Genomic DNA, 19,342 nt, shown 5'->3' with positions numbered 1-19,342 from the left:
TGATTCTTTATACTGGCTTTAATGCCTCGTTCTTGTAGTAATCGTACACATAGTTGAAACGGGAGTTTGTTTCAGGTACGGTGTATTCAATCGAAATGGTGAACCGGCCTTCTATCAGGTCAAAAGAGCTGTCTGCCGTCACAGCAATCTTATCAGCAATGATGCGGGGTTCATATAGCAGGATGGCTGTCTGCACCCTGTCTTTGATATAACCGATCATCGAGCTGCTCAGAGGTTCAAACAAATAGTCATTGAGGTTACAGCCATACTTGGGTTGCATCACTCTTTCTCCCAGGCTGGTACTCAGCAGGATGTTGAGGCTTTCGTGAATATCCTCATAGTCGCTCACCAGTTCCACCGCACCCGTTTGCTGGTTAAAGGTGGGAGGGAAGGACCATCCACGGCCAAGAAATGAGTTTACTATTGTGCTCATGTTGTCATTTTTTAATTATCCTCCTATCATCACAGTAGGAAAACCTGCTACAATCACGCCGCCATGGGCTGTATTATCACCCATACGTGCTGCAGGTCGTCCTCCTATAAGCACGGTGGCAGAGCCTTTCACAATGGTATCAGGCGGCCCGGTACATACCAGGATATCGCCTACTACCGCAGCTGGCATACCGCCAATCATTACGGTAGGTATACCCGGCCCGGTTACAGGACCACCTACATGTGGCACCGGACCCGGATTTACCAGTGGACAGGTGTGCATATCCGATATTCTTGCTGCTGGCGGCATATCAGTTTATTTTAACTAATGATCCTGTTATTTCAGTAATACCACTGGATGAAAGCTTGGTACTTGCTCCACCGGAAATCTGTGCATCTGCACTGGCCTGCATAGAAAGCGAAGCCGCTTTAATACTTAAAGATGCAGCTGCTTCCAGGCTCAGGTTCCCACCTGCTTTGAGCTTGATGTCCATCGGGCTTTCCATGCTCACACCCTGCGAATCCATGGTCACCTTATTGCTGTTCTGATCTGTAATAGTGATTTGCTGGCCTGCTTCATCCAGTACAATCTTATTGCCGGCTGGCGTATCGATGCTGATGGTTTTGGTATCATCGTTAAATGAGATGTGCATTTTACTGCGGGTGGTAAATCCTTTTTCATTATTTGCATCCTGTGCTTTGATAGGTGCGGGCTTGGCACTGCTATGCAACATGCCTAATACTACGGCATCGCGGGGATCATCGTTGATAAACCCTACAATCACCTCATCACCTATCTCCGGCCGGAAGTATGCGCCTCTGTCTTTGCCGGCATCCAGGCTCGCTACCCGTGTCCATATACCCTGTGCATCATTGTCTATCATGGGTATGCGTACCAGGATACGATCCTGTCCGTCAGGGTCATTTTCCAGTTGCACTACTACGCCAATCTGTAAGCCACTGATACCGCCTGCCAGTCCTGCGGCAGGGGCATCGTTCATATCATTGTGTACAAAAGCATACGGGGTCGGATCGAGGCCAAACTGAATATGCGTATCCCACATACCTTTGCCCAGTTCCTGTCTGACTGCTGTTACAAACGCATTGCCTTTGAACCGGTTACCTACGCCATCCAGTTTCACCATATCACCGGGTTTGATGGTGGAAAAACCACTGAAACGTGCTCTCCCCCTGATCTTACTCATACGGCTTTTCAGCATAGTACCCTTCACCCAATCCTGTAATTCCTGTTCCAGTCGGTGACCGCTGTGATGCAGCTCAAAAGGCAATTGCTTCATGGCTGTAGAAAGATCCTGTCCACTCAGGTTACCATGTTCGGAAAAGGAAACACTGTCCGTATCCGCCTGAAATACCTGCTGGTTGCTGTAATCCCATGAGCGGGCAGCTACGTTTTTCCATTGCCTGCGCGCATCGATGTCTGCTTCAAATTCGAGAACTGATGAACCATAGCTGACCTGTAATACAGGAGCTGCACTGGTATCCGGTTTTTTAATAGTCACCTTTCCATCGTCTACATTCACCAGCATGCTATTGGCTTCTGCGCGCAGCAGCATGAAATCCCAGTCACTCAGGTGATGCTGCACCAGTTCTTTATGTGTAAGGGTAGTAGCCTGTGTGTCACTGCTAAGCCCATATTTGCTAATGAGTGCGTCATATACCTCACTGTCCTTTACCTGTTCAAAGTAGCGGCTATGCCTGCCCAGTGTCATGCGCATGGCATCGTCCCTGCATTCAATATGTAGTTCCCCATTGCCATTCTCTTTGATCTTGATGGCATGACGGGTAATAATGCCTTTGAATACCTGTTGATTGTCGCCATCTCTTCCTATCCGGATCACAATACTTTTGCCTGGTACAAACAGGTCTTCATCACTGATGGCAAATGTTTTATCGGCAGCTTCCCCATCGCGCAGAATAATACGCGCCATGGGAATGCGGTTAATTTCTTTGGTAACAGTAATGGAAAGGATCTGGTAGTCCGGTGATACTGCTGTACCATCCACGAGTAGCGTATAGGTAGCTACATCATGCTGTGAGTCGTTTGGTATCAGTATTTCTTCCATTACTTTTCAGTTTGGTCAAAGGGTGGAAAATAAAGTTCGGAACCTGCTTTGACGCTACGGATGGTGCTCAGGCCATTTACCTTCGCCACCTGCATCACATAGGCGGGATCGTTATAAATAGTATTGGTCAGGTTGTCCAGCCTGTCTCCCTGTACTACCTTTCTATAGTGGGTCAGGTCAGGGGAGCTTTGCCTGTCCTGTGCCAGTCGTTCCTGTCTGGCTACATAGTTCAGGAAGGTGGCATTCAGCTTTACACGCAGTGGATTACCTTCTGGTGTAAAGAGGGTATGATTGATATCAAGATTGGAGAGTACGCAGCGAAACTTAATCTCTGATCCCCAGATGATGAGCAGGAAACGTGGGCGGTGAATATTGCCGTCCATGTTGTACACGCATTTCAGAAATGACTGTAGCTGGTCGTGTACAGGCACTGTCTTCAGTGCATCGAGGTAACCTTCCATGGTGCCGGTACCATCGAGGATAAATTCAAGCCGCAACTCTTCAGGTGCAGTCGATTTGAATCGTACATCCGTACCACTGTTGCCATGCCCTCTTCTTTCATCCAGGTCAACCTTGTAGTTTTTGGTGAATGACTCCGGGTTTACAGGCACGGTAAATACCGTTTCTGCACCCGTAAAGTCACGGTTGGGGAAGGAGTGTATCTTCAGCTTTACCAGGTGATTATTATCGCTCATTTCTATCTTTTATAGCATCCATGATCTTGTCCAGGGTATCCTTTATCATTTCTTCGCCTGGTGATACGCTGTTGTTATCACCGCTGCCTGACTTGCCGGCACTGCCGCTGCCAGCATTTGCATCATCGGTCACGGTGGCTTTGATCACCAGCTCTCTGATCTCTATAGGCATGTTATTCGAAGATTAATCTGTTATAATTGAGTTCCAGTGTTTCGATCAGTACCTCTCCCCGTTCAGCATTCAGCTCACCTATCTTCCAGCTGCGTGGCCATACATTGCTGAGTTTCCAGAGCATGAGTGTTTCATGGTCTTCATTCAGCAGTGATACCTGTAGCAGTTGAATGGGTTTCACCTGCTCATGATCAAAGGCGTCTTTCAGCCATTGGGTCAGCATCGCGCTTTGCGAGGGAGATAACAGCCCCCTCTTCAATACGAGGGGGCCGTACTTTCTTCTCACCGGAATCACGTGCTCAAAGCGGTTTTCGCCGCCTTCCTTTATCGTCTCCGTATCCAGCGTGGCATCTAGTCCGCTTACTGACTGAAAGCGCACATCAATGTTCTCCTTGTCGGTTACGAACTCCACCCTGAAGTGGAAGTTCACGGCCTGATAAAAGGAATTTGCTACATTTTCTGCCATGATTAGTTGTTAGCTTCCATGATTTCAAGTCCTTCATGTACCAGTTCCATTGTCTCGATGGCCACTTCATTGGCATCGGCTTTCAGGTCGGTAGACTGCACTTTGGACGGCCATGCATTGAGCAGTTTCCAGGTGATGATGGCTTCATGGTTTTCGTTCAGCAGTTTGATGGTAACCGTTCTGCGGTATTTGGAGCCTGTTTTGTTACCTTCCTGGAAGTAATAGGTCTTGGACCATTCATTATAGAAGTCAAAGTCCCCTTCAAAGGTGCCGCGCTTCAGCGTTATATTGCTGAACTTGCGCAAGCCTGCCTGTTTAGACTTATTGTATTTCTTGCTGTTACCTTCGCGGTATTCTATCACTTCGGTTTCGAAATCAAGACCGCTTACTTCGGTAAATCCCATCCTGAAATCTGTACCCCATTCTACCTGGAAATGGAATTTAGGAATTGGGTAATCGCCTTTAGCTGCCATATGCATTTATATTTTTGAGCGTGATAAAATTTGATTAATTACACCTTGATTTTGGATCTACTACTGCAATCGCGTTGGTGAGACTACTCTTGCAGGCGTCTAGTGCTTCCTTATCTTTATTGGCTTCTTTCAGCTTTTTAGACAGGGTCAGCAGCGATTGATCATCTTTGTCAAAAAGGGCTTTTACTGTCGTACGGTAACTATCCGCACAGATGGGGAAGGAGAGGATGGGAGTCAGTTCGCAGGTATCGTTGCCATTATCAGTACCACAATCGTCATCGGATGAAGGACCGGTGTTCTTCTTCGCGGGTGCGGTGGTAGCTGCTGCAGGATTCGTACCCTCGCCAGGACAACCGCTGGCACAACCCAATACATTGTACCAGGTAGTAATGACGGTTTTAAGACCATAGTAGTTCTTACCGTCATGCTGTGTTTTGAATGGTTGGTAATTACCATCACATGGTTTGAAATCGCAAGTGCAGTCTTTGCTGGTTATTGCGTCGATGATCAGGTTAGCAAGTTTTACAGCTTCGATGGCCTGTGCAATCAGGGCGTCGCGGGTAGCGATAATGGCATTCAGTTTGGTGCCATAGTCATCGAGCGCTTTCAGGATGCCTTTGCCTTTTTCAAGGGCAGGATCGTCATTCTTCTGGATGCAGATCTGCAGGTCATCGTATCTTTTCTTTACATAATCTACCTGGCCGTAGAAATCCCTGATCATACAGAAGAGGGTTTCAATCGCCTTGCTGGCTTTGCTGGCATTGTACCAGATCTTGTCTGCCTGGGTAGCGATGATTTCCAGCTGGTGACAGATATTGCGTGCCAGGTTTTCAGCTTTATCCAGTTCATCGAGCCATCCTTTATAGCGGCTGCGTCTGTCTGAAATAAAGGCGATCTTATTCTGGAGCTGTGTAGTTTTTTCAGTAACGGAAGCAGAACGCTGCGTCACGTCTTTCAGCTGATCCTGCCAGGTGTCGTAGCAACAGTCAGTACAACCGCCATCGCTGGAGGTGTTGGTGTTGCAGCAATCGGCGATCTTTGCGTCCCAGCCAGCTGCCAATGCATCGTAATTATAGGTAGTAGACATTTGCGGGGTTTTAGAATTTAACAATTAGCTTCTTCTTCCTGGTTGACAGGTTTACAGCAGAAGGCATCTTTTACTTCATCACAGATGTTGCAGATGGCATCACTACATCCTTTCAGCCGGGGTGAATATTTGCTTTCGCCTACCTGTACGCAATCGCACGGAGGGCAGCACAGATGTCTTGCCGCATCGTAATAGCCTTCCAGTATACTGCGTTGATAATGACGATCGGTTATAGCCCTGGTCACTTCCTGTACCTGTTTCACCACATCATCCTGTAGTTTATCCAGGTCTGTCTTACGTGTTTTCATCACACCACTGATGTGTGCTTCAAACAGTTTAGATTGATCAGAGAGGGTTTTTTCCAGTGGCTCTAATGTTTCGAGATTAGAAAAGAGCTGGATACCTGCTACATCAGCGGCACTCTGGAAGATGGTGTCAATGTCTGATGCCAGTGCTTTCGGCATATTCACCAGATCATTCAGGATCTCTTCTGATTGAGCACAGGCAGCGATCACCTGTTTGCCACCTTCGCCACAGTTGCAGTTCTCACGGCTCTTGCCGGTAAGTGCTTTGTACTGGGAGCAGTTGCAACTGTCATTGATAGCGCTGTCCAGTTTACCGGCAGCATCTTTCAGGTCAGCGAATTTTGTTTTTACTTCTTTTGCTTTCTTCGCAATGTCTTTCAGGGCGGCCCCCAAAGCGGTATTCCACTTTTTGTAGGTGTCCATGTTAGACTTCAGTGATTCATTGGTTATGAGCAGCTCAGTGGCGGTGGTCATTTCCAGGTTGCGATACCGGCGGTAGTTGTCTTCTGTTTTTACAAAGAGACATTTCTTTTCATTCAGCAGCTCGCTGACGCCGTCATATTTTTTCTCCGCCTTGCCCAGCGACGCAGCAGTATCATAGAGGTTGCTGCATACAATACTTCTTTGGGTATTGATGCTCTTCTGGGTGGCGTTATCCTTGTCCTTACATTTATCTGTATTGGTGGATTGTTGTTTTTGCGGTATGTCCATAACAAATCGTTTGAAAGGTTAAATTTTATGCTTCCGTCAGCATTTTATGCATGAACCGGAGTATGATAAACTCGGCAGGTCTTACTACCGCCAATCCAATTTCCACGATCATACGGCCTTCCCATATGTCTTGTTCAGTCATGGTTTCACCAAGACCAATCCTTACATAAAATGCTTCGCGGGTGGTAGTGCCCATCAGTGCGCCGGCCTTCCATTGCTGGGTGAGGTAGTTCTCGATCATAGATCGTACCCTGATCCAGGTGTTACGGTCATTGGGCTCGAATACGAATTGCTGAGCGGCATTCTTGGTCGATTCTTCTACCATGTTGAAGAACCTGCGTACAGGAATGTAGCGCCATTCGTTGTCATTACCTGCAAGGGTACGTGCACCCCAGATGATAGCTGGCCCCCTGCCCGGGAAAGAACGGATCACATTGATAGACTTACCGGCGGTAGTGTCTACATTCAGGCTTTCCTGATCTTCCTGCGTGATGAGCATTTCAGGAGCAACTGCGTATTCGATATTTACATTGGCAGGTGCTTTCCACACACCGCGGTTGTTATCGACAGTCGCATATACCCCTACTACAGCAGACGAAGCAGGCAGCAGCATCTGGATATCGTTGATAGCGCCGCGGGCCATGTTGTAGTAAGCGTTGTTATTTGATTTGAGTTCAGTGAGGGTAGCTCCGATATCGCCTGCGCCATTGCTGATGATCTTTACATCACCTTCGTTATAAGTGAAATCAGTTCTTGTATAAATACGGGGGAAATAAACAGCGGCATACTTCAGATCATCCGTTGTACCTGAGAGCGTATTGCGCAGGAAATCCACATCCAGGCGCCAGTTGCCGGCATTTGCAGGATCAGGATAAACATCCAGTACAGTAAAGCGATCTTTCAGTTTTACACACTGTGCAATAGCAAGGGCATACAATGCATAGTAGTTACCTGCACTGGCCATGTTGATCGCATCAGGGAAAAGTAAGAGGGTTACTTCATCTATTTTTTCTACTTCAGCAAGACCACCCTGCAGATCGGCATCGAGGATCACATCTCCATCGGAATAACCGCCTACCGAAGTGATATAGCATGGTCCGCCACCATTGATAAAGAACATTTGCAGGGAATAATACATCAGGTATTTGGAGCTGAGTTCTGCATTGATGGCCCCCTGAATATCTACTTTGCCCTGTGTAGTATCGACGGTGATTTCAATACCAGCATCAGGTTTGGCGCCGCCGAAATACAGATCGTATTCCAGCATGGATTCAATGCGCCATGGTTTGTTTGTGAGGTCGCCGGCCACTTTCCACTGGGCCTTTTCCGTATAGCCGATAAAGGCAGGAATAGCTGTTTCTACGGAAGCGATGGAAGGGGGCAATTTGGGAATCTCTTCTATGTAGACGCCCGGGGTTTTATATTCTGCCATATGTTCTTGTTTATAAAATTTTAAAGATTGAAGGTTTAAGGTGCTACCGGAAAGAGTTTTGAAGTGGGTAGCATAATCTCTGTGAATAGCTGTTTATTTTCACTACGAATCATGCCATAGTCTTCCGGGTTTGGCAGGAAGAAAAATGAATTGTCCGGTTTCTGAAAATAAGTGGATTGATAAGTGGAATTCCTGGGGCTTTTGCTGATGAGTGATCCGTTCTGGTAATTCAATAATTCATCGGGGTAATTGGTCTGATCAAATGGTAACCTGTTTGCATGCACATAACGCCAGTAGGTCAACCTGCTGGGAATCCTCAGCTCGAACACGGGTGGGTCGTTAATATTGCCCACCGGTGGTTTGCGGGTGATGAGGTAACCCTGATCATCCAGCAGATTGAACGCCGCATTCGTTACACGTGGTTTGAATTGTAGGGTCGCCCAGCTGTTTGTATCGGAAAAGATCACAGCATGTTGCCAGGCAAAGCTATTGTCACCTGCTACTTCAAGCGAATATTTAATATAGTTAACCAGGGAAAGATCGCTGTAGTTGAGTGCTACTTTTTGTAAACCACCCGCATTTTGAGCAACAAAAGTATTCACCACATTTCCTCCGCTATCTTTGAGTGTGAAGGTGGCCTGTGTCACATTTGCACCAGCAGGAAAAGTAAAATTAAATCTCAGTGGCAGCAAACAACGATCACCCTCATTCACGTAATCATTGCCATGCAATGGCAACCACTTGTCTGCATTATTATCAATATAATATGCCTTAACGCTGTTGGGGGCGATCGTCGCGAGTTCTCCCTGTTCATATGCATACCCCGCAGTAAAGTCTGCAATGCGGCTGCTAAGCGCAGGAAAATTAAGCGCACTGAGCACACTATCATTACTAAAGTAATAGGTGGCTGGCACAGGATTAACAATACGTGAATTGGTAATGGTATGAAAGCCGGGATTTTTCACCCTGAGGAGTATTGTGACCGGCAAATCCGCTGGCAGCGGTATTTTGGGTGTATATACCCGCGTGCCGTCCGGCAGAAAAGAGGCAGTGACTTCAATACCAACTTTACAACCGGAGTAAGAGGGGAGCAGGCGCAGATGATGATCTCTGAACAGCTGATTCAGTGCAGATGGCACTTCAAAGCTGATATCGCTATTGACAGCCGGAGCATCTTTATCCCTCCTGTCAATGAGGAATACCAGGCGGTCTGCCTGGTTGTCCAGATCAAATATGGAATCACCTTTTGGATTGGTGAGATAGAATTCATGCAGCACCTTTACCTCAAACAATATCTTATATATAGTTTGCATGGTTAGATCACCTGTTTATGGGGGCGTTATTATTTTCTATTTCTTCAATGAGTGGTACTTCTCTCAGTCTGTTGTTCGACGTGAGTGCAATGAGGCGGAGTTTATACATAGCGAATGGCATTTGTCTGCCACCCAGAGATCCCCATAGATGGTTGATCTGTTCGAAGGTCAGGGTATAAAGCTCCAGGGTAAACTTCATATCCAGGACATCTTCGCCGGGTGGCAAACTGCCGGTATCGGAAGCATAGTGAAAAGAACTTTTCCCCTGTACAAACTGGATCACGTAGCTCAATCGCTTCAATGCATCTACGTATTTGCTACCACCGTAGTTACATACAAACAGTACATACAGGTTCAGGAACACCGGTGGATTCTGGTATATAGCACTACTGCTGCCTTTCTTCAGAGGTGTATTATTCTTTAGCGTACTTTCTTCCTCAAGGTTGACAAGGGTAAGTACGATGTTGTCCGGTAGTTGTGTACCGGCAGCTGTTTCAAAAAGACCGATGTTGTCAATAACAACAGTCGCTGCAGCATCAGTAATGCTCAGATAAGATTCCAGCTCTTCTTTCAACAACAAAAGTGCACGATCAATCATTGTTAATTGATTAATTAACGACATGGAATAACCAGACACTATATCATGCAGGATGATATGCGTAAAGTACAGTAATAGATGCGTGATTCCCTTTATAGTGGGGAACTCTCTGTTCACAGACGCGCTACAGTTCTATGAAAAATCAGTGATAATTCATTACTGGATAGTTGTGTTTTGGGGTAAATAAATAAGTCAGTTGAAAATTACCAGGTTCTTTCAAAAAATGGATGCTGTGATTCATTTACCTTTTAGGTTTGTCAATATGCTATCTATCGTTTTTGGGGTAAAAAGGTAAATGATGTCGTGAAATTAAAACTAAATCTTGAAATTCAAACAAATCCTTTGCTTTAATTTTTTTCCATGTTCGATTAGTTTCCACGTAAGTTACATCCATACTATGAATATAGAGCCAGTATTTCTCCGGAACTTCATGCGTAGAAATACGGTAAATTCAACTTTATACCTACAAAAAATGCCATTTTACCTCATTCCTCATTTGGGAATCTGTAAAATTGGCAAATTGCATAGTATCCATAACTGCCTTCCGGGGGGAAGGTATTTACCGGGAGGGATAAATTAAAAAGTATCAGCATTCATGGCCAGGGACCGCAAGTACATATGGTACCACATATTTGGGAGTATGGCATTTTTGTTCGTACCCCTGTTGCTTTCTCCCAGGCCGCCTGAGGAAACGGGATACTTTTCCCGTCCTGATATCAGGGACCTGATCGGCAATGCACTCATGCTGCTTGTATTTTATCTCAATTATTACTGGCTGATCCCCGTCATATATTTTAAGCGGAGGTATGCATTATATTTGACAGGTATTGTGTTGGCATTCATTATGATTTGTGTACTGCCTTCCCTGCTTACGGGACATATACCCTGGCAGCCTGCGCCTGTACCACCGATGCCAATGCCGGATGCACATGGGATGGGACCTATGCCGAACGGAGGAAGTTTTCCTGAGCAGATCAGGCATCATATATTCCTATTCGCTATCGTCATACTTACATCAGTATTACTGCGTATCAGAAACCGCTGGTTTCTGGCAGAGACGGCCCGGTACAATGATGAGCTGATGCATCTGAAAGGACAGATCAGCCCGCATTTTTTATTCAATACCCTGAATAGTATTTATTCTCTGGTATTGATCAAGGACGATGCCGCACCGGATGCAATTATAGAGTTATCTGAACTGATGCGCTATGTGCTCAGAGATGCCAACCAACACAAGGTACCACTGGAACGTGAGATCAAGTATATTACCAGTTATATCTCACTACAACAGGCCAGACTGGGAAATACAGCACCTATTCATAGCCAGGTACAGGTAGGTACAAATGATTTGCAGATAGCACCGCTCATCCTGATTTCCTTCATAGAAAATGCATTTAAGCATGGTGTAAATCCGGATGCCCCATCAGATATAAATATCATTATTCAGTTATCAGCACAACAACTGGTCCTTCATGTGACCAATAGAAAAGTGAGCAAAAGACAGGTAGACGGGGAGGGGATAGGAATGGAGAACACCATCAAAAGGTTACAATTACTATACCCCTCCCGACATCAGTTAAATATAACAGAGAATGAAGAGGAATTTTCTGTACAACTTTCAATGGATCTGGCATGATGAAAGCAATAGCGATAGACGATGAACCACCTGCACTGCAGGTTATCAAAACATATTGTAATAAAACAGATCTTATAAGCCTGGAACAGGTATTTACCAGCACGGCAGCAGCATTAGAATATCTGGAAGAGCATTTGATAGACGTATTGTTCATTGATATCCGAATGCCAAACGTATCAGGAATGGACTTTTATAAATCATTACCCCGCAAAATGGTAGTTGTGTTTACAACTGCTTACAGCGAATATGCGATCGAAGGATTCAATGCCAGGGCAGCCGATTTTCTCTTAAAACCATTTCAGTATGACCGTTTCCTGCAGGCCGTAGACAAGGCCGCCATGCAGGCAGCTATTTTGCAGCAAACAGGGATACTTTAGTTTTTTTTATGGAAAGTAACTTGACGAAGGAACTATTATTCCTTCTGCCGGTTGTAGCCATCGCTGTGTCGATGGTGTTATTTAGAAAAAGAAAGAAAGGGGGGCCTTTTATAGTTTCGGAACCTCAGGTGCCCACACCTAAAGTGATACAAAAGAGTATAGTCTCGACAGGGATCATACTGGAATATAAGCATCACTGCCGTGTGGCGCCTGCTCCGGAACAGTCTCCAACCAGCCCACACTTTAAGGTGGAAGAGATGTATAAGCATGACATTGAACAATGGGAATCTCACTTTATCAGGATAACCTTCAGTAAGAACTAATAATTTTATACAACTCCCCTGAAATTCTATACCTGTTCCTGGTTTATCTTTATCAGGTGAGGAATCTATTATCTATACTTTTACTGTCGCTGTGTTATACAGCAGCCTTTGCACAGCGAACTGTGCGATATGACCTGTATATTGCCCATGGTCACATGCACCATGAAATGACCATTAATGGTGGAAGCCCCGGCCCTGTATTGGAATTTACAGAAGGTGATACCGCACTAATCTACGTACACAACCAGATGGGGATGGAAACGTCTGTTCACTGGCATGGTATTCTTTTGCCCAATAGATACGATGGTGTATCCTATCTCACCACGGCGCCTATCAAAGCAGGAGAAACCCATGAATATAAATTTCCTGTTATTCAAAATGGTACTTACTGGTATCATTCACATACCATGCTCCAGGAGCAGAGTGGACTGTATGGCGCAATTGTAATTCATAAAAGGAAGGAACAGCCACAGAATGAATATACCATGCTGCTGAGTGATTATACCCACATGAATCCACATACGGTAGACAGATATTTGCATAATGCGTCAGACTGGTTCTCTGTAAAAAAGAATAGTGTGCAAAGTTATGGAGAGGCGATCAAAGCCGGTAAATTCGGTACCAAAGTAACGAATGAATGGAAACGCATGCTGGCAATGGATGTGAGCGATGTATATTATAATCATTTCATGACGAATGGAAAGATCACAGATACATTGCTTCAATACAAAGGGGGAGATAAAGTGAAATTGCGTGTGGTGAATGGGAGTTCTTCTACTTATTTCTGGCTCACTTATTCAGGCGGAAAGATTACCGTAGTAGCAAATGATGGAAAGGATGTAGCACCTGTGGAAGTAGATCGCTTAATTGTAGGTGTAGCAGAAACATATGATGTGGTAGTAACGATTCCTGAAGATATGCAGTATGAATTTCTCGCTACTTCAGAAGATAGAACGAATAGTACTTCTGTGCTGTTAGGAAGTGGGATGGCCATGCCAGCAGATCGTTTGCCCCGATTAAGATATTTTGAAGGGATGAAGATGATGAATGGCATGATGAAGAGGAATGGAGATATGGATGATATGGGGATGAATATGTCATCACAGCAGATGGATATGAATACAGTGATGTATCCTGAACTGGATCGCAAAAAGAAGCCTGCTGGCAATATGGACCACATGCATTCGGATATGAATATGCATATGGACAAGAATAAGAGCGACATGGGCAATATGAGCAATAACGATGACCTTGTCACCCTCAATTACAGCATGCTCCGTGCTACCGAAAAAACAACCCTGCCCGCCGGTCCCATAAAGGAACTCCATTTCGACCTCACCGGCAACATGAACCGTTACGTATGGACAATCAATAACAAAACCGTTTCCGAATCAGATAAGATCCTCATTAAAAAAGGAGAAAACGTCCGCATCATTTTATACAACAATACCATGATGCGCCACCCCATGCACCTACACGGTCATTTCTTCCGTGTACTGAATGGTCAGGGCGATTACTCGCCCCTAAAGCACACCCTTGATATTATGCCAATGGAAAGAGATACCATCGAATTTGCCGCCACAGAAAGCGGTGACTGGTTCTTCCATTGCCACATCTTATACCATATGATGAGCGGCATGGGCCGTGTGTTCAGTTACGAAAATTCACCTGTCAATCCTGAACTCCCAAATCCTGAAAAGTCATACCGGAAAATAAAAGCTGATGACAGGCAAATTCATACGATGGCAGAAGTCGGATTAGAAAGCAATGGCAGCGATGGTACCATACAATTTGCCAATACCCGCTACCGTTTACAAACAGAATGGAGAGTCGGCCTCAACGCAGAAAACGGCTATGAAACAGAAAGCCATTTTGGCCGCTACCTCGGCCGCATGCAATGGTTATTCCCCTATATCGGCTGGGATTTCCGCTACCGCCGTGAAAAACAACCAGAAAAAAACTTATTCGCCCAGACCAATACCCGCAATAAACGCGGTGTACTGCATGCAGGTCTCGAATATACGCTACCCATGCTGATTACTGCCGATGCCTCCATCGATACCGATGGCAAACTCAGACTGCAACTAAGCCGCGAAGATATTCCTATCACCCGCCGGCTACGCTTCCAGTTCATGGCAAACACAGATCGCGAATACATGGCCGGCTTCCGGTACATCTGGACAAATTACTTGGCTTTATCTACTCACTACGATAGCGACATGGGTTTTGGCGCAGGTGTCACGCTTAGATATTAACTAATGCTACGCAAATATTAACCTTACTTGTCATTGTGATCTGCTACAATAATCTGCGGAGAGGCCTGCTGATACAGGCTTCTTCCGCTCCCGAAAAAAAATCATCTGCCGAAGGCTGATGATTTTTTTTGCCCCTATATATGATAAAAACTGTCTTTTTTACAATTATTAATTCCTATATTGCTCTCCTCTCACCACGTAAGGAAAATCATTATCATGAAAAAAGACCTGCTGCTTTTATTCTCAGCACTAACCATCGGCCTCACCGCCGCTGCGCAGTCACCACTACGCAGACACATCAACTTCGACTCAAACTGGAAATTCTCCCTCGGCCACGCCGGCAACGCAGAAAGAGATTTCAACTATGGCCTTGAAACCTCCTTCTCAAAATCGGGTTCCGCAATCAACACCTGCATCGAACCCAAATTCAACGATAACACCTGGCAAGACATCCAACTCCCACACGACTGGGCTGTCGCCCTGCCATTCCAATATTCAAAAAAAGGTGACCTCGAAGGAAAAGGCTACAAACCAGTAGGCGGCGGCTTCCCCGAAAACAGCATCGGCTGGTACCGCAAAACCTTCAACATAGCCCGCGCCGACTCCGGCAACCGCTTCGTCATCCAACTCGACGGCGTATACCGCGACAGCAAAGTATGGGTAAACGGCTACTACCTCGGCGGTAACTTCAGCGGCTACACAGGCGCCTCCTACGACATCACCGATGTATTACAATTCGACAAACCCAACGTCCTCGTAGTCCGCGCCGACGCCACTCAAAATGAAGGCTGGTTCTACGAAGGAGCTGGCATCTACCGCCACGTATGGCTCAATGTCACCAACAACCTTCACATCGCTACAGACGGTGGCGTATTTGTTCACTCCACACAAAAAGGAAACGATGCTATCGTCACCATCGAAACTACTGTAAAGAATGAAAATATCACCCCTGCCAATGCCACTGTATACACCGTGATCACCAACAGGGAAGGCAAGACACTGGCACAAAGCAAACCACAACCACTGTCCCTCGCCATCAATGAAAGCAAAAAGCTCTCACAGGCTTTAACCATCACACAACCACAACTCTGGTCACTGGAAAACCCCTATCTATACCGTGCCGTCGCTATCGTACAATCAAATGGTAAAACCATCGATAGTATGAAAGTGCGTTTTGGTGTTCGCACCATTGTAATGGACAAGGATAAAGGCTTCTTCCTCAATGGTAAAAACATCAAAGTACAGGGTGTATGTTGTCATCAGGACCATGCCGGCGTAGGCGCCGCCTTACCCGACTACCTCCAATACTATAGAATTGGATTGCTGAAAGAAATGGGTACCAACGCCTATCGCACCAGCCACAATCCTCCTACCCCTGAGTTACTGGATGCCTGCGATAGCCTTGGTATGATCGTAATGGATGAAACCAGATTACTAAACAGTGGTCCTGAATACGAAGGGCAATTGCGCAAGCTGATCCTGAGAGACAGAAACCATCCAAGCATCTTCATCTGGTCTATCGGTAACGAAGAATTCCAAACCCAATATACCGACATAGGCAAGCGCATTGCCCAACACAACCTGTTCGTACAGCAGGAGCTGGATCCTTCCCGCACCAGCACCTATGCTGCAAATATGCCGAACATATTTCATGGTGTGAACGAAGTAATTCCCGTACGCGGTTTCAACTATAACCTCGGCGGCATCGATGGCTATCACAAAGATCATCCTGAACAACCGGTAATAGGCACAGAAGTAGCCAGCACTGTCACCACCCGCGGCATCTACATAAAAGATACCGTAAACGGCTATGTACCTGACTATGACAGCACCTACCCATCCTGGGCATCTACTGCGGAGATCTGGTGGAAACTGGCCGCCGCACGCCCCTGGTTTATGGGTGGTTTTGCCTGGACAGGCTTCGACTATCGTGGTGAACCTACGCCCTACAGCTGGCCAAATATCAACTCTCACTTTGGTATCATGGACATGTGCGGCTTCCCTAAAAATGTATATTACTACTACCAGGCCTGGTGGACGGACAAAGATGTGCTGAACATTGCCCCACACTGGAACTGGCAAGGAAAAGAAGGACAGCCCGTACTGGTATGGATCAATACCAATGCAGAAAATGTAGAACTCTTCCTCAATGGCAAAAGCCTTGGAAAAAAAGATATGCCGGTCAATGGACACCTCCGCTGGAGCGTCAACTATGAACCCGGTACCCTCGAAGCGGTAGCTTATAAGAAAGGTAAAAAGATCACCAGCAAGGTAGAAACCACCGGTGCTCCTAAACGGATTGTATTAACCCCCTCAAAGACAACTTTGCAGGCTGATGGCGAAGACGCTGTCGTAGTAAACGTGAGTGCAGTGGATGATAAGGGCAGAATAGTGCCCGTAGCCGGCGATATGATCCACTTCTCACTGGATGGCCAGGCAGACATCATCGGTGTCGGCAATGGTGATCCCAGCAGTCATGAACCCGATAAATGTGTACCAGGTGCATGGCAACGCAGCCTCTTCAACGGGCATGCTCAGTTGATCATCAAAGCAGGAAACAAACCAGGAGCAGTGGTACTAAAAGCTACAGGAAATGGATTGGAGGCAGCTACCGTTACATTTTAATCTGTAATTTTTTAAAACCCTCAAAAATGAAAAGAAAACCCCGTTTGCTAGTAGCAATCAGCCTTGTAATGCTCTTAATAGCTGCCTGTAAAAAAACAGAAGACCTGCCCGATATCAAATCTAATAACGTTGCCAGTACCAGTAGCGAAGCTGCTGTCACTGGCAACGTGACTTATACGCTGGTCAGATCGGGTAGTCCTACGTCCACAGAGCAGGCAGCGTACACCCTCATCACTGCTGCCATGGATAGCGCCGTATGGTATATGAATCATTATACCACCTACACCAAAGCGATCACTGTGACCTATGTGCCTTCGGTATCCACTGCCGATGGCAATATTAATGGAAGTATCCGTTTTGGCTCCAACACGTATTATATGAACCTGGCCACTGCGCTGCACGAAATAGCACATACAGTAGGCGTAGGCACTACGAGTGTATGGTGGAATACCCTGATCGTAAGTGGAACTTATACAGGTACCTATGCCACGCAGACATTGCGAACACTCACTGGTAATTCAACAGCAGTATTGTATGGAGATAGTCAGCACTTCTGGCCATATGGACTCAATTACCCGACAGAAGTGACTTCTGTGTATGATTACATTTATCATTGCCAGATATTGGAAGCAATGCAGCTGGATGGTTTGTAAATAAAAAAAGCCATGACGCAGAGGCGAAACGGCTATTACTTAAACCTACAACTGTTAAAACTGCAATTTTCATTGCGATGCAAAGGTAGAAGGTAATGGCTCATTGAATGAAACCAATAAATCGGAATACATGACCAATTTTTCCTGCCTCGCCGGCGACAGGGAAAATTGGTCTTTTTTTGTGCTTTTTTGGAATTGATGCAACGCGTCAGACGTTCTACTTTTGTATGGAATTAATGACAAATCGCGCAAGTTTATGAATCAAAAGAAATGGATCATTGACCCTGATCACTCAGGTGTTCAGTTTAAGATCAAACACCTTGTTATCTCGAATGTAACCGGTGCCTTCAATAACTTCAATGGTGGTGCAACCTTCTCCGATCCACACCAGATCGACAATGCAGAAGTTCATTTCTCACTGGATGTACACAGTATAGATACCAACCAGGAACAAAGAGATACCCACTTAAAGTCCGCCGATTTCTTTGATGCGGCACACTTTCCACAAATAACATTTCAATCCGCTTACTTCAGAAAAATGAAGGGCGATAAATATAGCCTGGCAGGTACACTGACCATGAAAGGCGTGAGTCGTCCCATAGAACTGGAAGCAGAATATGGTGGCGTAGCTGTAGATGGTTATGGCAGAAGGAAAATGGGTTTTGAAGTGAAGGGAAACATCAGCAGATGGGAATTCGGATTGACATATAATGCTGTACTGGAAGCTGGCGGATTGTTGCTGGGAGAGGATGTACAGCTCGAGGCAAATATACAGCTGATACAGGAATGATGCAAGGTGGAAAAGAAAATTAATTGCATCCTTATAATTGATCTATGCACGATCCTCTAAAGGCCAATAAAGAAAGAATACAAGATTGATACAGGAATGATGCAAGGTGGAAAAGAAAATTAATTGCATCCTTATAATTGATCTATGCACGATCCTCTAAAGGCCAATAAAGAAAGAATACAAGATTGATGCATGAATGATGCAAGGTGGGAAAGATGATTAATTGCATCCTGATAATGAATGCTAATTCAATCTCGATTATCTCACATTACAATAAGAATTTAAGATTGATACAATAAACATTAGACAAAGATTAAAACGGAAGACGATGAAAAAGAAAGTAATGAAAGGACTTGTTACATTAGGTTTATTTTTAGCAGTAGCAGTAGGCGCAAAGGCACAGAGCAAGGATGATAAGGTTACGACAGACAGACCCGCATTTCTATTAAGCGTAGGCCCCGAGGCCGGCATTCCATTAGGTAATCTCAAAGATCATTACAACTGGACCCTGGGTGGTTCTGTACAGGCAGATTATGCATTGGTAAAACGTACATTGTACATTAACCTGAACGCAGGTTACACCAATATCTTTGCCGACAATACACCAGGCCTGGATGATCTGCAGTTAATTCCGGTAAAATTAGGTTTGAAGTATTATCCGTTCAGCAATAACAATGTATACATACAGGGTCAGGCGGGCGTAAGCTTTATTACCAATAGCACCGGCGTGTACAACGATAAGTCAGCAGCTTTCGTGTACACACCGCAGATAGGTTACCTGATTCCACTGGGCAAAGGCAATTACCTGGATGCTGCCGTGAAATTTGATGGCAACTCTAAATTTGTCGATGGTGGAACATCCAACAATGTCATAGGTGTCAGAGTAGCATACGCATTTAAACTTTAGTTTGTATA

At 45.5% G+C, this 19,342-nt stretch carries 20 protein-coding genes; 8 read left to right on the top strand and 12 right to left on the bottom strand.

The annotated features are described in order from the left end of the window. Positions 1-7: 7 nt before the first annotated feature. The 12 genes from BW716_RS08400 to BW716_RS08345 are packed head-to-tail and all read right to left on the bottom strand — an operon-like array spanning position 8 to position 9,768. A complete protein-coding gene (locus BW716_RS08400; RefSeq protein WP_083722092.1) occupies positions 8-433 on the bottom strand; it encodes a GPW/gp25 family protein in 426 nt (141 codons plus the stop codon). Positions 434-448: 15 nt separating this feature from the next. Beyond that, on the bottom strand, positions 449-742 hold the full coding sequence (locus tag BW716_RS08395) for a PAAR domain-containing protein (RefSeq protein WP_083722091.1): 294 nt from the start codon (positions 740-742) through the stop codon (positions 449-451). Between the two features lies 1 nt (position 743). Continuing rightward, positions 744-2,516: a type VI secretion system tip protein VgrG gene (vgrG, locus tag BW716_RS08390; RefSeq protein ID WP_083722090.1), complete on the bottom strand. Its 1,773-nt coding sequence runs from the start codon at positions 2,514-2,516 to the stop codon at positions 744-746. After that, positions 2,516-3,211, bottom strand: coding sequence for a hypothetical protein (locus BW716_RS08385; protein ID WP_083722089.1), 696 nt, complete (start codon positions 3,209-3,211; stop codon positions 2,516-2,518). Before BW716_RS08385 ends, vgrG begins: the two co-directional genes overlap by 1 nt. Further along, positions 3,201-3,383 (bottom strand): DUF5908 family protein, encoded by a 183-nt coding sequence (locus tag BW716_RS08380; protein ID WP_083722088.1) that lies wholly within the window; start codon positions 3,381-3,383, stop codon positions 3,201-3,203. Before BW716_RS08380 ends, BW716_RS08385 begins: the two co-directional genes overlap by 11 nt. A gap of 1 nt (position 3,384) precedes the next feature. Then, on the bottom strand, positions 3,385-3,849 hold the full coding sequence (locus BW716_RS08375) for a phage tail protein (RefSeq protein ID WP_083722087.1): 465 nt from the start codon (positions 3,847-3,849) through the stop codon (positions 3,385-3,387). 2 nt (positions 3,850-3,851) lie between these two features. After that, complete coding sequence (locus BW716_RS08370; RefSeq protein WP_083722095.1) at positions 3,852-4,322, bottom strand: phage tail protein; 471 nt, start codon at positions 4,320-4,322, stop codon at positions 3,852-3,854. Positions 4,323-4,356: 34 nt separating this feature from the next. Beyond that, entirely contained in the window at positions 4,357-5,409 is a 1,053-nt protein-coding gene (locus BW716_RS08365) for a hypothetical protein (RefSeq protein WP_083722086.1), read from the bottom strand. Between the two features lie 17 nt (positions 5,410-5,426). Beyond that, positions 5,427-6,425 carry a hypothetical protein gene (locus BW716_RS08360; RefSeq protein ID WP_083722085.1) on the bottom strand — a complete coding sequence of 333 codons (999 nt, stop codon included), beginning with the start codon at positions 6,423-6,425 and terminating at the stop codon, positions 5,427-5,429. A gap of 25 nt (positions 6,426-6,450) precedes the next feature. Then, entirely contained in the window at positions 6,451-7,857 is a 1,407-nt protein-coding gene (locus BW716_RS08355) for a phage tail sheath C-terminal domain-containing protein (protein WP_083722084.1), read from the bottom strand. Between the two features lie 35 nt (positions 7,858-7,892). After that, a complete protein-coding gene (locus tag BW716_RS08350; protein ID WP_083722083.1) occupies positions 7,893-9,170 on the bottom strand; it encodes a hypothetical protein in 1,278 nt (425 codons plus the stop codon). Positions 9,171-9,177: 7 nt separating this feature from the next. After that, positions 9,178-9,768 carry a DUF4255 domain-containing protein gene (locus tag BW716_RS08345; RefSeq protein ID WP_083722082.1) on the bottom strand — a complete coding sequence of 197 codons (591 nt, stop codon included), beginning with the start codon at positions 9,766-9,768 and terminating at the stop codon, positions 9,178-9,180. 640 nt (positions 9,769-10,408) lie between these two features. On the opposite strand from BW716_RS08345, the gene BW716_RS08340 reads away from it, so the two are divergent. The 8 genes from BW716_RS08340 (at position 10,409) to BW716_RS08305 (ending at position 19,334) form a co-directional block, all read left to right on the top strand. After that, a complete protein-coding gene (locus BW716_RS08340) occupies positions 10,409-11,404 on the top strand; it encodes a sensor histidine kinase (RefSeq protein WP_179091044.1) in 996 nt (331 codons plus the stop codon). Then, positions 11,401-11,781 (top strand): LytTR family DNA-binding domain-containing protein, encoded by a 381-nt coding sequence (locus tag BW716_RS08335; protein WP_083722080.1) that lies wholly within the window; start codon positions 11,401-11,403, stop codon positions 11,779-11,781. The genes BW716_RS08340 and BW716_RS08335 overlap by 4 nt, the downstream gene beginning before the upstream one ends. Before the next feature lie 8 nt (positions 11,782-11,789). Continuing rightward, positions 11,790-12,104 carry a hypothetical protein gene (locus tag BW716_RS08330; protein ID WP_083722079.1) on the top strand — a complete coding sequence of 105 codons (315 nt, stop codon included), beginning with the start codon at positions 11,790-11,792 and terminating at the stop codon, positions 12,102-12,104. Between the two features lie 56 nt (positions 12,105-12,160). Beyond that, on the top strand, positions 12,161-14,359 hold the full coding sequence (locus BW716_RS08325) for a multicopper oxidase domain-containing protein (protein WP_235643559.1): 2,199 nt from the start codon (positions 12,161-12,163) through the stop codon (positions 14,357-14,359). 216 nt (positions 14,360-14,575) lie between these two features. Further along, positions 14,576-16,984 carry a beta-galactosidase GalA gene (gene galA, locus BW716_RS08320; protein ID WP_083722077.1) on the top strand — a complete coding sequence of 803 codons (2,409 nt, stop codon included), beginning with the start codon at positions 14,576-14,578 and terminating at the stop codon, positions 16,982-16,984. A gap of 26 nt (positions 16,985-17,010) precedes the next feature. Then, a complete protein-coding gene (locus BW716_RS08315) occupies positions 17,011-17,637 on the top strand; it encodes a hypothetical protein (protein ID WP_083722076.1) in 627 nt (208 codons plus the stop codon). 256 nt (positions 17,638-17,893) lie between these two features. Then, the gene (locus BW716_RS08310) at positions 17,894-18,427 is read left to right on the top strand and encodes a YceI family protein (protein WP_083722075.1); all 534 of its coding nucleotides are present in this window, start codon (positions 17,894-17,896) and stop codon (positions 18,425-18,427) included. A gap of 328 nt (positions 18,428-18,755) precedes the next feature. Beyond that, complete coding sequence (locus BW716_RS08305) at positions 18,756-19,334, top strand: hypothetical protein (RefSeq protein ID WP_083722074.1); 579 nt, start codon at positions 18,756-18,758, stop codon at positions 19,332-19,334. The last annotated feature ends 8 nt before the right edge of the window (positions 19,335-19,342 follow it).

The sequence above is a fragment of the [Flexibacter] sp. ATCC 35208 genome (genome assembly GCF_001975825.1).
Taxonomy (GTDB): domain Bacteria; phylum Bacteroidota; class Bacteroidia; order Chitinophagales; family Chitinophagaceae; genus Chitinophaga.
The sequence above is the reverse complement of the archived record's forward strand: the minus strand, read 5'-3'. Positions and strand labels throughout refer to the sequence as shown.